This window comes from Streptomyces sp. NBC_00435 (assembly GCF_036014235.1).
Classification (GTDB): Bacteria; Actinomycetota; Actinomycetes; order Streptomycetales; family Streptomycetaceae; genus Streptomyces.
The window spans coordinates 7,308,238-7,322,990 of sequence record NZ_CP107924.1; the positions used below are offsets into that span (position 1 = coordinate 7,308,238).

Below are 14,753 nucleotides of genomic sequence, written 5' to 3' on the forward strand. Positions count from 1 at the left end.
AGTGCATGGCGGCGGGGTCAGGCGGCCGCGGCGGCGGCCGGGACGGTGTCCAGCTGCCGCAGCTCGCGCTCCAGAGCGCCCACCGCCTGCCGGATCTGGTCGGGCGTGTGGTCACAGGTGATGAAGAAGCGCAGCCGGGCCATCTCCTCGGGTACGGCCGGGTAGAGGATGGGATTGACGCTGATGCCCTGCTGGAACAGGGCCTCCGCGAGGCGCAGGGCCTTCAGCGAGCCCCCGACGATGCACGGGACGACCGCCGTGTCGTGGCTGTCCCCGATGTCGATCCCCGCGTCCCGGGCGAGGCGGGTGAACAGCGCGGAGTTCTCCGCGAGCCGGGACACGCGCTGCGGCTCCTCGCGCAGCACCCGCAGGGCGGTGAGGGAGGCGGCGGTGTCCGCCGGGGTCAGTCCGGCGCTGTAGACGAACCCCGGCACGGTGTAGCGCAGGTAGTCGACGACCGGGCGGCTCCCGGCGACGTAACCGCCGCAGCTGGCCAGCGCCTTGGACAGGGTGCCCGACCACAGTTCCACGGCCGGGCGGTCGACGCCGAAGTACTCGCCGATGCCGCCGCCCGTCGCACCGATCGTTCCGATGCTGTGGGCCTCGTCGATCATCAGCAGCGCGCCGTGCCGGCGCTTGACCTCGATGAGGGCGGGCAGGTCGGCCATGTCACCGTCCATGCTGTACACGCCCTCGACGACGACGAGGACCCGCCGGTACTGGTGGCGGACCTGGCGCAGGACGGTGTCCAGGGCGGCCGCGTCGTTGTGGGGGAACGGCCGCCGGGTCGCACCGGACAGCTTGCATCCCTGCAGGATGCTGTCGTGGGCGAGGGAGTCGTGGATGACGAGGTCCCCCGGTCCGACGAGATGCCCGATCACGGTGACGTTGGTGGCGTGCCCATTGGCCAGGGCGAGTGCGGCCTCGCATCCGAGCAGGCCGGCGAGTTCCGATTCGAGCTCCAGGTGGAGCGGACGACTGCCGGAGAGCAGCCGGCTCGCCGACACCGAGGTGCCGCAGCGTTCGATCGCCTCCTTGGCGGCCTCGTTGACCCGGGGGTGCGTCGCCATGCCCAGGTAGTTGTAGCTGGAGAACGAGAGGAGTTCGCGGCCGTCGACGACCGTCGTGTCCGTCATACCGCCTTCGTGGACGAGGAAGTACGGATTGGCCAGCCCGGTCCGGGTGAGGGTGGCGACGCGCTCGCTGTGGGCGGTGACCTCCGGGAAGCACTCGATCCGCGTGTGTTCCACGGGCAGCGGGGCCGCGGGCGGGTCGGCAGGCGGGTCGGCAGGCGGGTCGGTGGGGGACGGCGGCGGAGGAGCGGCTACGGCGTCCTGGCCGGCGCGCTGTTCGGGGACGGCTGCCGGAGCGGTGTCCGCGCCGCAGCCCGCGATCAGCGCGGCGAGCCGGTCGGCGGTCGGCAGCTCGGCGGCCCTTTCGTCGAAAGTCCAGCGGGGCCACTGCCGGCTGAGGGACGTGAACAGGTCGGTCAGCATCAGCGAGTCGAAGCCGAGTTCGTCGACCAGCAGCTGGTCGCCCCGGAGCTGACCCACCGGGAACGCGCTGATCCGGGCCACGTGCGCGAGCACGGTGCGGGTGACCTCGTCCATGCCGCCGCCGGTCGGTGCGAGCTCGCCACCGGTCGCCGCGGTGAGGGGCGCGGGGGAGTCGGCGGGGGCCGCCGGAGGTGCCGGACGCGCGGGGGCCGCCGCGGTCGTCGGGAGCGGCGGGGTCACGGGGGCGGCGACCTGCCGTTCGGCCGCCTCGGCGAGGCGGCCGAGCAGTGCCACCTGCTGCTGAACCAGCTCGCGCAGTTCGTTCATCGGGTCGTTCATCGAAGCCTCCTGGGGCTCTACGGGCTCTACGGGCTGTACGGGTTCCACGCACTCCACCGGCTCCACCGGCTCCACCGGCCGCGCGGGCCGGGGCGGCGGCGCGGCGGCCGCGGCCCGCTTCGCGGGACGCTTGGCCGACAGCCAGTAGGACTGGGTGTCGAGCCGCGCCACCGGAATGTCCAGCTGCCTGCGCTCCTCCCGGGGAACCAGGGAGCGCGGGTCGACGGGGACGCCCAGGACCGCGAGCCGGGCGAGGGCCAGGGCCAGGGTGCGCCCGCCGTCCGGTGCCGCCCCTTCGACGGGGACGACATGGACGTCGCCGTGGCCGGTGAGGTTGCGCCGGACCGAGGTGAGGAGCGAGCTGCCGCCGGTCACCTGGAGGAAGATCCGGGCCCCCTGGTCGTAGGCGGTGCTCACGGCGTCGCCGAAGTGCACCGGCGTGGACGCGTGGCGGGCCCACAGCTCGCGCAGCCGGGCGGGCTCCGCGCAGACCTCCGCGTTCACGGTCGAGACGAACGGCAGGACGGGGCTGCTGACGGACCGGGCGGCGAGGGCCGAGCGGACGTCCTCCTCCACCGAGGCCAGTCGCGGCGAGTGGAAGGCGTTCGACACGTCGAGCGCCGCCGTGACGACTCCGGCAGCGGCGCAGGCTTCCCGCAGGGCGGCGATCCCGTTCGGGGTCCCGCTGACCACGACCTGGCGCGGCTGGTTGAAGCAGGCGAGCCACACGTCGTCGATGCCGTCCATGAGCCGGCGGCAGCTCTCCCTGTCGGTCTGCACGGCGAGCATCCCGCCCCGGAAGCCGGACTCGGCCCGCCGCAGGGCCGCACCCCGGTGGACCAGCAGCCGGATCGTGTCCACGTGGGTCAGGGCTCCGGCCGCCGCGGCCGCGGCGAACTCCCCGGCACTGTGGCCGAGCGCGAGATCGGGAGTGACGCCGCAGTCGGCGAGCACCCGGGTGGTGGCGATCTGGACGGTACCGAGCAGCGGCTGGCAGACGTCGGTGGCGGCGATCCGCCGGCGGAGTTCCCCGGCGTCGCCCTCGGCCGCCGCGGCTTCCCCGTACAGCAGATCGGCGAGGTCGAAGCCGATGTCCCCGCGGGCCACGGCGCTGAGGACACCCACGGCCGACCGGAACCCGGTGTGGCGTTCGTAGAGGTCCCGCAGCATGCCGGGCCGCTGACTGCCCTGACCGGGGAAGAGGAAGGCCACCCGGCGCTGGGCCGCCGGGAGCGGGGAGTCGGCGGCGAAGGCGCCGTCGCCGAGGTTGCCCCGGGCCCCGGCGACGAGCTGCTCACGTGCGTGACGCAGCCGCTCGAGGAACTCCTCCGTACCGGTGGCCACGATCGCGAGCCGGGCCGTCAGCATCTGGCGCGCGCCCAGGGTGTGGGCCACGGCGGCCAGCGGGGCACGGTCCGGCGTGTCGAGTGCGTCGAGTACGTCGCCGATGTGCTGGACCAGCAGCTCGGGGCTGCCGGCCGAGAGGAGGACGAGCTGGGGTCCGGTGGCATCGGCGCGTTCCGGAAGGTGGCCGGGGGCCGGGGCGGGCTCGTGCTCCTCCAGTACCACGTGGACGTTCGTACCGCCGAAACCGAAGGAGCTGACGGCGGCACGCCGCGGGGCGCCGCCGACCGGAAAGGGCCGCGCGGTGTCGGCGAAGCGCAGGCCCGCGGCGCGCACGCCCAGGTCCGGGTGGGGGGTGGTGCGCGGCTGCGGCACGATCGTGCGGTGGTGGACGACCAGGGCCGTCTTGATCAGTCCGGCGATGCCCGCCGCCGACAGGGAGTGCCCGATGAGGGCCTTGCCCGCGCCGAGGTAGCACAGAGAGGGGTCGTCGTCGGGGAACTCGGTGCGCAGCCGGCGCAGCGCCTCCGTCTCGGCACGGTCGCCGGCGGCGGTGCCCGTGCCGTGGGCCTCCAGGAAGCCGACCGACGAGGGGGCGACCTCCGCGTCGGCATAGGCACGGAGCATGGCGCGCAGCTGGCCCTCGGCGGTGGGCACCAGCGGTCCGGGGGACGCCCCGTCGTTGGCCGAGCCGATGCCCTTGATCACCGCGTAGACGCGGTCGCCGTCCGCGAGCGCGTCCGCGAGCGGCCGCAGGACGACGGCGCCCGCGCCCTCGCCGAGGACGAAGCCGTCGGCCTCCTCGTCGAACGGGCGGCACACCCCGGCGGCGGACAGGGCGCGGAGCCTGGAGAAGCCGACCAGGCTGTCGGGGGTGAGGTTGAGGTAGACCCCGCCGACGACGGCGTTCCGGCAGGTGCCCTGGCGCAGGTGGGCCATCGCCTGGTCGAGCGCGACCAGCGACCCGGAGCAGGCGGCGTCGACGGCGAAGCTGGGGCCACCGAGGTCGAACTGCCGGCTGACGCTGCCGGCCGCCATGTTGAGGAGGCTCCCGGGCAGGGTGAAGGCGTCCACCGTGCCCAGCTCGCGCGCCCGTGCCTTGACGGCGTCCAGACCGCTCCGGTCGTCCGCCGCGCACGACTCGTCGGCCTCGGCGATGACCCGCAGAGGGGCCGTCATGAGGTCCTTGTAGTCGGAGACCGACAGTCCGAAGAAGACCCCGGTGTGCTCGCGGTCGAAGTCGCCGCGCCCCATCCCGGCGTCCTCGAGGGCCTCGCGGGTGACGTCGAGCATCAGCCGGTGCTGCGGGTCCATGGCCCGGGCGCGGGCCGGAGGGACCCCGTAGTGCATCGCGTCGAAGCGGTCCACGTCGTCCAGGAAGGCGACCTGGTCGGTGTACGCGGCGTTGGGGCCGGACCGGGTGCCGGGCTCGTGGAAGGCCCCGTGGTTCCAGCGGTTCCCGGGCACGGGGCCGAACTGCCGCTCCCCGCTCAGCAGGAGCTTCCAGTAGGCGCGGATGTCGAGGGCGCCCGGGAAGCGGCAGCCGAGTCCGACGATGGCGATGTCGTTCATGAGGGGGCTTCCTTGTCGTTCTTGCCGCAGTGCCCGGGCGGTCGGTGACCGGGGGCGGCTGGGACGGGGACGGGCGGTACGGGGACGTGCGGTACAGGGAGGAACAGGACGGTGAACGGATGTACGGGGCTGATCCGCGGGCTGATCCGCCGGCGCTCAGCGCCGCGCGGGGGCATGGACGCGGACGGCGGTGCGGGCCGGATTGCAGCGGCCCGGGGCGCACCTCCCGGCGGTGGCCGGGGGCGGCCGGGGGGCCGGGACGGGCTCCCGGCGCCTCAGCGGCCGCGGCGCCCACCAGTTCAGGCCGCCCGCCAGGCGCATGAGCGCCGGTACGAGGACGCCCCGGACGAGGGTGGCGTCGAGGAGGACGCCGAGGCCCGCGCCGATCCCGAAGAACTGCAGGAGGGAGACCCGGGAGGTGCCGAAGCTCAGCAGGGTGAACGCGAGCAGGGCTCCGGCGGTGGTCACGATGCCGCCCGTGCGGGCGACGCCCGAGACGATCGACGCGGCGGTGTCCTGCCCGGCGTCGTGCGCCTCCTTGATCCGCGCCAGCACGAAGACCTCGTAGTCCACCGAGAGGCCGAAGACGATGCAGAAGAGCAGCACCGGCATGGTCGTGCTGAGCGGTCCGGGGGTGAAACCGAGCAGGTGGCTCAGGTGGCCCGTCTGGAAGATCCACACCATGGCGCCGAGGACGGCCGTGAGGCTCAGGACGTTCAGCGCGATCGCCTTGAGGGGCAGGAGCACGCTGCGCGTGAAGCCGAGCAGCAGCGCGAAGGTGGTGAGGGCGATCAGGGCCAGGGCCAGCGGAATGCGGTCTCCCACCGTGTCCTTGGCGTCGACGAGCACCGCGCTCGGTCCGCCGACGAGGACGCCGGTGCCCGCCGGGGCGGGAGTCCTGCGGATCTCCCGTACGAGCTGCTGGGCGGCGCGCGATCCGGGGTCGGCCAGCGGCACCACGGAGAGCTGGGCGGGGTCGTCCCCGACGGGTCCCACGACCCGGGCCACCTGGGGGAGCGCGGACAGCCGGCGGGCGTACTCCTCCCGCGCCGGCCGGGGCGCCGTACCCGTCATGACCACGCTGAGGGCGCCCGAGCCCTTCATGTCGAACGCGCCGCGCACCTGGTCACCGGTCTGCCGGCTGGACGCGCTCACCGGCAGAGCCCGGTCGTCGGGAGTGGCGAAACCGGCGTGGGCGAACGGGGCGGCGAGTGCCAGCAGCAGGCCGATGACCGGCAGCGCCGCGATCAGCGGGCGGCGTACGACGACCCGCGCCAGCCCCTCCCAGAAGGGTGACCGGGACCCGGTCCGGACCCGGTGGCGCCACGGCACGGGCCAGGCGTTCACCCGTGCTCCGAGCAGTGTGAGCAGAGCCGGCAGGACGGTCACGGCGCTCACCGCGGCGATCACCACCACCGCGATGCCGGCGTAGGCGAAGGACCGCAGGAAGTACGGCGGGAAGACCAGCAGCGTCGCGAGCGCGGCACAGACCGTCGCGGCGCTGAAGCCGATCGTGTGCCCGGCGGTGCGCACGGTCCGTACGGCGGCGTTGCGCGGCCGGTAGCCGCCCGCGAGCTCCTCACGGAACCGCGAGACGATCAGCAGCCCGTAGTCGATGCCCAGCCCCAGGCCGAGCGCCGTGGTGAGGTTCAGCGCGAAGACGGACACGTCGGTGACGGCGCCGAGAACGCTCAGGACCAGCAGGGTCCCCGCGACGGCCAGGACCCCGATCAGCAGGGGCAGGGCGGCGGCCACCACGCTGCCGAAGACCAGGACCAGCAGGATCAGGGTTCCGGGCAGGACGACGTACTCGGCCCGCTTCAGGTCGGACTCCGCGATGTCCTGGAGCTCGGCGTCGGTGAGCGCCGTCCCTCCCGCGGTCACCCGCAGGGCCGGGGCCGGGCCGGTGGGGGCGGTCAGCTCCCCGCTCAGCCGCCGGACGCGCGCCGCGAGCTGTTCGCCCTCCCCGTCCACGTGCGCGAGCAGCATGGCCGTACCGCCGTCGCGGCCGCGCAGCTCGGCCGCCCGGTCGGTCCAGTACGCGTTCACGCCGCTCACGTGCGGCTGGGCTGCGAGGCGGCTGGTCAGTTCTTCGCCCGCGCTCCGGGCCGCCGGGTCGTCCACGGAACCACCGGGGGCCCGCGCGACGAGGACCAGGTTCGGGGAGGCTCCCAGGTGCTCGGCCGCCACGCGGGCGGCGCGGCTGGATCCGGACTGCGGATCGTCGTACCCACCGGTCTTGAGCCGGCCGGCCGCTCCGGCGCCGAAGCCGGCGGACACCAGGAGGAACACGAGCGCGGCGAGGAGGACGAGCCGGGGCCGACGGGTCACGAAGACCCCTGCGCGACGGTACATCGGGGTCTCCGATCCAGGTGGGAGGTCCGTCCCGCTCTGGTGCGGGAGGGATCGGATTCCACCGTGCCCGGAGGAGGGCGGGGGGCCGTAGACCCGGCTATTCGTTACTTGACAGGAGCCGGTTCACCGGCGGGGCGCGACCGGGGCGGCTGGATTTCGTTGTTCGCCCAGGCAAACCCGGTGGGAGGCAAGATCACCGGATCGAGCCAATGTCGATGGTTTTCCACGGGTAACCGGCCGTACCGACCGTTAGCGTTCCCGCCGACCGCCGGCCTTTACGAAGGAGAACTCGACCGATGACCGTTGACATCAGCCCGGAAGCGCAGCTGGAGCAGTCCGGGCAGTCCAGCCTGGGCACGGCGGCCGCCCGCAACCTTGCGACCACGACCAAGTCCGCCCCCCAGATGCAGGAGATCACCTCCCGCTGGCTGCTGCGGATGCTTCCCTGGGTGGAGACCAAGGGCGGCGCCTACCGGGTGAACCGCCGGCTGAGCTACACCGTCGGCGACGGATCCATCGAGTTCGTCCAGGACGGCGCCCACGTCCAGGTGATCCCGCGCGAGCTCGGCGAGCTGGCCCTGCTGCGCGGCTTCGAGGACGAGGAGGTGCTGGCGGCGATCGCCGGCCGGTGCGTCCAGCGCGATTTCCGGGCCGGCGAGGTACTGGTCGAGCGCGGCAGCCCCTCCGAGCAGATCCACCTGATCGCCCACGGCCGGATCAGCCAGACCACCGCAGGCAAGTACGGGGACGAGAACGCCGTCGCCGTACTCGCCGACGGCGACCAATTCGGTGAGAACGCCCTGCTGGACGCCGACGCCCGGTGGGACTACACCGCCACCGCGGAAACCCCCGGCACGCTGCTCACGCTGTCGCGCGCCGACTTCGCGGCCGTGGTGTCGGCCGCCCCGCACCTCCAGGAGCACATCCAGCGGTTCAGCTCGCTTCCCCTGCAGCGGCAGAACAAGCACGGTGAGGCCGAGATCGCCATGTCGGCCGGCCACACCGGCGAGGCCGAGCTGCCCGGTGCCTTCGTGGACTACGAACTCAAGCCGCGGGAGTACGAGCTCTCCATCGCGCAGACCGTCCTGCGCATCCACACGAGGGTCGCCGACCTCTACAACGGGCCGATGAACCAGACGGAGGAGCAGCTCAGGCTCACCATCGAGGCGCTGCGCGAGCGCCAGGAGCACGAGCTGGTCAACAACCGAGAGTTCGGCCTGCTCCACAACGCCGCCTTCAAGCAGCGCATCCAGACCCACTCCGGCCCGCCCACCCCGGACGACCTCGACGAGCTGCTCTGCCGCCGCCGCGGCACCAAACTCTTCCTCGCACACCCCCGCACGATCGCGGCGATCGGCCGCGAGTTGAACGCCCGAGGGCTCTACCCCGACCACGTCGACGTCGGCGGGCAGCAGGTCCCGGCCTGGCGCGGGGTCCCGATCCTGCCCTGCAACAAGATCCCGATCACCAAGGAGAACACCAGCTCGATCCTCGCCATGCGAACCGGCGAGGACAACCAGGGCGTCATCGGGCTGCGCCAGACCGGACTGCCGGAGGAGTACGAGCCGGGCCTGTCGGTGCGCTTCATGGGAATCGACGAACGGTCGATCATCTCCTACCTGGTCACCACCTACTACTCCGCCGCGATCCTGGTGCCCGACGCGCTCGGCGTGCTGGAGAACGTGCAGATCGCCCGCAGGAGCGAGTGAGCGGCCGGCGGATCCGCACGCCAGGGATCCGGAACCAGCCCACCCACCCCATCAAGGAGCCACGGATGCCCGATCCCGGGCCTTCCCCCCTGCAGTCGAGCCTGCCCGGCGCCGCGGCCCGCTTCGGGGCCCACGTCTTCGCCGCCGCCCACGCCGGCGCCCACGGCCGCCTCCCCACCGCACCCACCCTGGCCGGTTCTCCTATCACTCCCGCCACTTCCACCCCTCCTGCCCCACCCTCCCCGAGCCCCGCCCTGCGACGGATCCTGCGCGGTCCCAGCGGTCTGGGCACGGCGGGTCTCTACCTGACCCGGCCCGAAGAGCCGCAGGCAGCCGCGGAGCCCGGGGCGCCGGTGGCCGGCAACCCGATCCCCGGCCTCTACCACCACCCGGTGGCGGAGCCCGACCCGGTGCGGGTGGAGGAGGTCAGCCGCCGGATCAAGGCGTGGGCGCTGGACGAGGTCGCGCTGTACCCCGAGGAGTGGGAGGACCAGTTCGACGGCTTCTCCGTCGGGCGCTACATGGTGGCCTGCCATCCGGACGCCCCCACCGTCGAGCACCTGATGATCGCCACCCGGCTGATGGTCGCCGAGAACGCGGTCGACGACTGCTACTGCGAGGACCACGGCGGCTCGCCCGTCGGTCTCGGTGGACGCCTCCTGCTGGCGCACACCGCACTCGACCCCCTCCACACGACGAAGGAGTACCAGCCGGAGTGGGAGCGGTCGCTCCACTCCGACGCGCCCCGGCGCGCCTACCGGTCCGCCATGGAGTACTTCCTCCAGGAGGCCGGCCACTCCCAGGCCGACCGGTACCGGCACGACATGGCCAGGCTGCACCTCGGCTACCTCGCCGAGGCGGCGTGGGCCCAGACGGAGTACGTCCCCGAGGTGTGGGAGTACCTGGCGATGCGCCAGTTCAACAACTTCCGCCCCTGCCCCACCATCACCGACACCGTCGGCGGCTACGAACTCCCGGCCGACCTGCAGGCCCGGCCCGATGCCCAGCGGGTCATCGCGCTCGCGGGCAACGCCACCACCATCGTCAACGACCTGTACTCGTACACCAAGGAACTCGCCGCCCCCGGACGGCACATGAACCTGCCCGTGGTGATCGCCGAACGCGAGGGCACCTCCGACCGGGAGGCCTACCTGAAGGCGGTCGAGGTCCACAACGACCTCATGCGCGACTTCGAGGCCGAGGCCGCCGCCCTGGCCGTCGCCTGCCCCGTCCCCGTCATGCTGCGCTTCCTGCGCGGAGTGGCCGCATGGGTCGACGGCAACCACTACTGGCACCAGACCAACACCTACCGCTACAGCCTGCCCGACTTCTGGTAAGGATGGATTTATCCGTGACTGATACCAAGCTCACCACCGCGACCACCCCCACCTCCGTGACGCTTCCCGGCCAGGCAACGCCCTACCAGGGGGACATCGCCCGTTACTGGAACAACGAGGCCAGGCCCGTCAACCTGCGCCTGGGAGACGTCGACGGCCTCTACCACCACCACTACGGCATCGGGGACGTCGACCACGCCGCCCTCGGTGACGCCGACGACAACGCGTACGACAAGAGGCTGGTCGCCGAGCTGCACCGGCTGGAGTCGGCGCAGGCCGAACTCCTCCTGGACCACCTCGGACCGGTCGGGCGCACCGATACGCTCGTGGACGCCGGCTGCGGCCGCGGCGGCTCGATGGTCATGGCCCACCAGCGCTTCGGATGCAAGGTCGAGGGCGTCACCCTGTCGGCCAAGCAGGCCGAATTCGCCAACCGGCGCGCCAGCGAGCTCGGCATCGAGGACCACGTGCGCGCCCGCGTCTGCAACATGCTCAGCACGCCCTTCGAGACCGGGCAGGCCGCGGCCTCGTGGAACAACGAGTCGAGCATGTACGTCGACCTGCACGACCTCTTCGCGGAGCACTCCCGCGTCCTGTCCGTCGGTGGCCGATACGTGACCATCACCGGCTGCTGGAACCCGCGTTACGGCCAGCCCTCGAAGTGGGTCTCCCAGATCAACGCCCACTTCGAGTGCAACATCCACTCCCGCCGGGAGTACCTGCGCGCCATGGCCGACAACCGGCTCGTACCGCAGGCCGTCATCGACCTGACCCCCGCGACCCTGCCCTACTGGGAGCTGCGGGCCACGTCCAAGCTGGTCACCGGCATCGAGGAGGCCTTCATCAACTCCTACAAGGACGGCTCCTTCCAGTACGTCCTGATCGCAGCCGACCGCGTCTGACCGGCCGACCGACCCCCTGACGGCCGGGCCCGCCTCCCGGCGGACCCGGCCGTCAGGGTCTCAGGCGGCCAGCCGCGCCGCGTGCGTGAGCAGTTCCTCGTACACCTCGGGACGGTCCCGGTCGATCACGGGGTACCCCTGGCCGAAGTCACCGTTCAGCCAGTGCGCCTCGATGCCGGGGTTGGCCATGTCGGTGCCGTCGTGGAGGAAGATGTGCGGGCTGCAGTTGACCCGGCCCCCGCGCGCCGATTCGTACTGCGCCATCACGGCGGACCTGGCCGAGCCCGTGTCCAGGGCCGCCGCGAGCGCGTCCAGGTCGACGGCTCCCGTCCCGGCGGCCACCTCGAGGATGACGTGACGCATCGAGATGCAGCGGCCCTCGGCCCAGAAGGCGCGGCGCAGTGCGCGGTCGAGCCGCTCGCTGGCGTCCAGCGACTGGGACTTGGCCGCGTGCACCGCCTCGAGCGCGGGCAGGGTGGTGACCGGGTAAGACCAGTCGGGCCCCTGCCACAGCCGCCAGCCGGCCCCCGGTTCGACCGCGCCGAGCACCGCGATCTCGGAGTCGACGCCGGGGCGGGCGTTGACCTCGCGATTGAACAGCTCCAGCGGGAAGGCCCGGAAGTCGAACCAGATCCGGCCCTCCAGGCCCAGCTCGCGCCGGGTCTCGTGCAGCCGGTGCACGGCCACGTGGGCGAAGGAGCAGTTCAGGTCGGTGTAGACGCTGATCGTGTCGGGCGCCGCGGGCAGCCGCGGGTCCGTGGCGCGGTCGGTCGCGGTCGTCGTGCTCACTGGGTACCGCCTTCCTCGTCGGGCCGGGTGCTGTGCGCGAACCGGGCGACCGTGACGTCTCCGGCGACGACCGACCCTTGCCAGCCGTAGACCTGACCGAAGGATCCGGACCCGGTCGCCGACGGGCGCCGTCGGGAGAAGGTGAGCGCGATCCGGTCGCCGCGCCGTACCGGGACGGCGTCCCGGACCGGCAGGTAGGCGTGCTTCCAGCTGTCCGAGGTCGTACGGGCCTCCGGGTCGCCTGCCGACACGTCGTCACCGGAGATGTCCAGGGTCACCGTGTCCGAGAGGGTGGCCACGAAATAGCCCTTGAAGCCGGTGAACAGACCGTCCCGCTGGACGGTGTACACGAGCGGCACCTCGTACGAGGTCTCGTGCGCCCCGTGCGTCCCCTCGAAGGCGTACCGGCGGGCCAGCCGCGGCGCCGCGAGCTGGCCGTCGACCGGGATGATCGCGTCGTAGTAGAGGTCGAAGGCGTCCCGGGCCCCGCGCGCCCTCAGCAGCTCGGCGAAGGCGGCCGGGCTCCCGGCGTCCTGCGGGGCCCCGTCGAGCAGCCGGCCGTGGGCCAGCTCCGCCGTGACCGGGACGAGATAGCTCTCCACGGCCACCGGAAGCATGGCGCCGCCCGGCCGCAGGAAGCGGCTGCGGGCGTCGTCGAGGATCGCGACGCAGTTCTCGTTGTCGGCGAGGTTCCCCATGATCTCGGAGATGATCAGGTCCACCCGCTCGGGCAGCTCGATGTCGAAGGAGAACCCGGAGAGCGGGTGGAACCGGTCCCCGAACCCGGCCCCGGTGAGCCGCTGCGTCGCGGTCCGGAGGATCTTCTCGTTGAGGTCGATGCCGTAGACCCTGGCGGCTCCCGCCTCCAGCGCCCACTGCGCCAGGATGCCGGTACCGGTGCCCAGGTCCAGGACGGTCGCCCCGGGCCGCACCGCCTCGGTGATCGCCGCCTTGTACGCGGCCATGCGCAGCCGGTCGCCCAGCATGAGGTCGTGGAAGCCGTCGTCCCATTCGAGGAGCCGCTCGGAGGCCGGCAGCCACACGTCCTGGGGCTCGTAGAGCTGCCCGAGCACGCCCGTGTGGTGCACGGTCAGCGCCTCCGCGGAGGGGCCCGCCACCGGGCAGCCGCTGGTGAGGTCGAAGCTGGTGCTGTGCAGGGGGCAGGTGATGCGCAGGGTGCGCGGATTGACATGGCCGTGCACCAGACGGCCGAGCCGGTGCGTGCACGCGGCGTCGATCACGAACTCACGGCCCGCGACGCGCACGCGGACCCGGTCGCCCGGCAGCTCCTCCAGCACGGCGTCGCTCATGCCGCCTCCCGCGCCCGCTCGACGGCCGCGTCGAAGGCGCCGCCGATCAGCTGGGACAGCAGCTGCGCCCCGATCCAGAGCTTCGTCGCGTCGAGCCCGCACGCGGCTTCGTACTCCTTGATCGCGGTCTGCATCTCGCGCATGTGGAAGGTGTCGATGTGCAGGTGCTCGGTGTAGTACCTCCCCTGCGTCAGGCCGAGCCGGGCGCAGGCGCGGGCCTGCACGGTGAAGGCGTCCGGGATGCTCGCCTCCAAGTAGGCGAGCGCGCCGAGGAAGTACTCGACGTGGGTGGCGCGCAGGGTGAGCCAGTAGAAGACGTTCAAGAACGCGTACGTCTCGTCGCCGGTGGTGTCCAAGAAGCTCTCCAGCAGCTGGGGGAGCCCCAGTTCGGCGAGCAGGTCGAGGTAGAGCTGGGAGTGGGTCTGCTGGAGGTTGCCGCAGCCGAACTCGTCGATGAGGACGCGCATCACGGCCATCTGCGCGCGCATCGGGAGCCGGGGCACCGCCGGGAAGAAGTTCTGCGCCTCGGTCAGTCCGTCGAGCGCGAACTCCCGGACGACGTGGGCGAACTGCTCCCGGGTGGCCTTCTCGGCCAGGTAGTCGCCGGCCGGGCTGCCCCCACGTTCGAGGGCCAGCAGCCCGTCGAGGCGCAGCTTCCACTCGGCGCGGTCGGCGAGCGGCGCGGTGCGCTCCGCGAGGCCGGCGACGAGCGGATCGATCCACGCCGCCTCGGCCTCCTCGATCCGCGCGAGGACCGTGGACGTCTGGAGCGTGCGGTTGAGGATGAACAGCCGCTTGTGCGGGCTGTCGGTGGGCTTCGGTGTCACGTTCAGCACGGAACCTCCCGGTCGGTCTCGATCACGGCGCGCCGCAGCAGCTCGGTCTTCAGCGAGCGGTACCAGTCGTCCCGCTCCAGGCCGTACCGCTCGCAGGCGGCGCGCAGCTGCTCGGCCCGCTCCTCGCCGCGGTCGGTCAGCAGGGCCCGGCAGAGCTCCGGTTCGACGTTGGCCAGCGCGACGACCCAGCCGTCCACGGAGCCGGACTCCAGCAGCAGGTGTTCGAGTCCCTGTACGACAGGAACGCCCGGGCCGGCCGCGATCAGCGCGCGGGTGAAGGCGGTGTCGCCGGCGGAGTCCTTGACCCCGGCGACCCCCGGCAGCGCGCAGACGCGCAGCAGGGTGCCGAGTTCCATGACGTTCCCGGAGACGGCGGACTCGTGGTAGACGACGACCGGCAGCCCGGCCCCGGTCACGGTCTCGAAGTGGCGGAACATCTCCTCCTGGGTCACCTCCGGTCCGTGCGGGGTGGTGACCACGACCGCGGCCGCGCCGAGGCCGTTCGCCTCGCGGGCCCGGGCGAGGGATCCGGCGGTCGCGGGCCGCAGGATGCCGGCCAGTACGGGCAGGCCGTCGGCGTGCCGGACCGCGGCGGCGACCACCTCCCGCCACTGCCGGTCCGACAGGCTGGCGCCCTCTCCGGTGCTGAGGGCCGGCAGCAGGGCGTCCGCGTACGGGCGTACGGAGGCGATCAGGCGGGCGACGCTCTTCTCGTCGACCTCTCCCGCTCCGTCGACAGGGGTGACGAGGGCTGCGGTCATTCC

General features: G+C 72.6%; 9 protein-coding genes. 3 read left to right on the forward strand and 6 right to left on the reverse strand.

The features are described from left to right. Positions 1 to 17: 17 nt before the first annotated feature. Both OG389_RS32920 and OG389_RS32925 read right to left on the reverse strand, forming a co-directional pair. Positions 18 to 4,751, reverse strand: coding sequence for a type I polyketide synthase (locus OG389_RS32920; RefSeq protein WP_328302440.1), 4,734 nt, complete (start codon positions 4,749 to 4,751; stop codon positions 18 to 20). A gap of 156 nt (positions 4,752 to 4,907) precedes the next feature. Beyond that, on the reverse strand, positions 4,908 to 7,082 hold the full coding sequence (locus OG389_RS32925) for an MMPL family transporter (RefSeq protein ID WP_328302442.1): 2,175 nt from the start codon (positions 7,080 to 7,082) through the stop codon (positions 4,908 to 4,910). A gap of 320 nt (positions 7,083 to 7,402) precedes the next feature. Between OG389_RS32925 and OG389_RS32930 the strand changes: the two genes are divergently transcribed. The 3 genes from OG389_RS32930 to OG389_RS32940 all read left to right on the forward strand — a co-directional run bounded on the left by OG389_RS32930 (position 7,403) and on the right by OG389_RS32940 (position 11,054). After that, complete coding sequence (locus OG389_RS32930; protein ID WP_328302444.1) at positions 7,403 to 8,815, forward strand: family 2B encapsulin nanocompartment shell protein; 1,413 nt, start codon at positions 7,403 to 7,405, stop codon at positions 8,813 to 8,815. 65 nt (positions 8,816 to 8,880) lie between these two features. Then, a complete protein-coding gene (locus tag OG389_RS32935) occupies positions 8,881 to 10,152 on the forward strand; it encodes a family 2 encapsulin nanocompartment cargo protein terpene cyclase (protein ID WP_328302446.1) in 1,272 nt (423 codons plus the stop codon). A gap of 14 nt (positions 10,153 to 10,166) precedes the next feature. Further along, the gene (locus tag OG389_RS32940; protein ID WP_328302448.1) at positions 10,167 to 11,054 is read left to right on the forward strand and encodes a geranyl diphosphate 2-C-methyltransferase; all 888 of its coding nucleotides are present in this window, start codon (positions 10,167 to 10,169) and stop codon (positions 11,052 to 11,054) included. A 60-nt stretch (positions 11,055 to 11,114) separates the two neighbouring features. Here the strand turns inward: OG389_RS32940 and OG389_RS32945 are convergent, their stop codons facing one another. Genes OG389_RS32945 through OG389_RS32960 form a run of 4 tightly spaced genes read right to left on the reverse strand, consistent with a single transcriptional unit; the run spans position 11,115 to position 14,750 of the window. Then, positions 11,115 to 11,843: a DsbA family oxidoreductase gene (locus OG389_RS32945; protein ID WP_328302450.1), complete on the reverse strand. Its 729-nt coding sequence runs from the start codon at positions 11,841 to 11,843 to the stop codon at positions 11,115 to 11,117. Beyond that, positions 11,840 to 13,153: a methyltransferase domain-containing protein gene (locus tag OG389_RS32950; RefSeq protein ID WP_328302452.1), complete on the reverse strand. Its 1,314-nt coding sequence runs from the start codon at positions 13,151 to 13,153 to the stop codon at positions 11,840 to 11,842. Before OG389_RS32950 ends, OG389_RS32945 begins: the two co-directional genes overlap by 4 nt. Continuing rightward, on the reverse strand, positions 13,150 to 13,989 hold the full coding sequence (locus OG389_RS32955) for an iron-containing redox enzyme family protein (protein WP_328302454.1): 840 nt from the start codon (positions 13,987 to 13,989) through the stop codon (positions 13,150 to 13,152). Before OG389_RS32955 ends, OG389_RS32950 begins: the two co-directional genes overlap by 4 nt. After that, positions 13,983 to 14,750 (reverse strand): dihydrodipicolinate synthase family protein, encoded by a 768-nt coding sequence (locus OG389_RS32960; RefSeq protein ID WP_328302456.1) that lies wholly within the window; start codon positions 14,748 to 14,750, stop codon positions 13,983 to 13,985. The genes OG389_RS32955 and OG389_RS32960 overlap by 7 nt, the downstream gene beginning before the upstream one ends. Between the last annotated feature and the right edge of the window lie 3 nt (positions 14,751 to 14,753).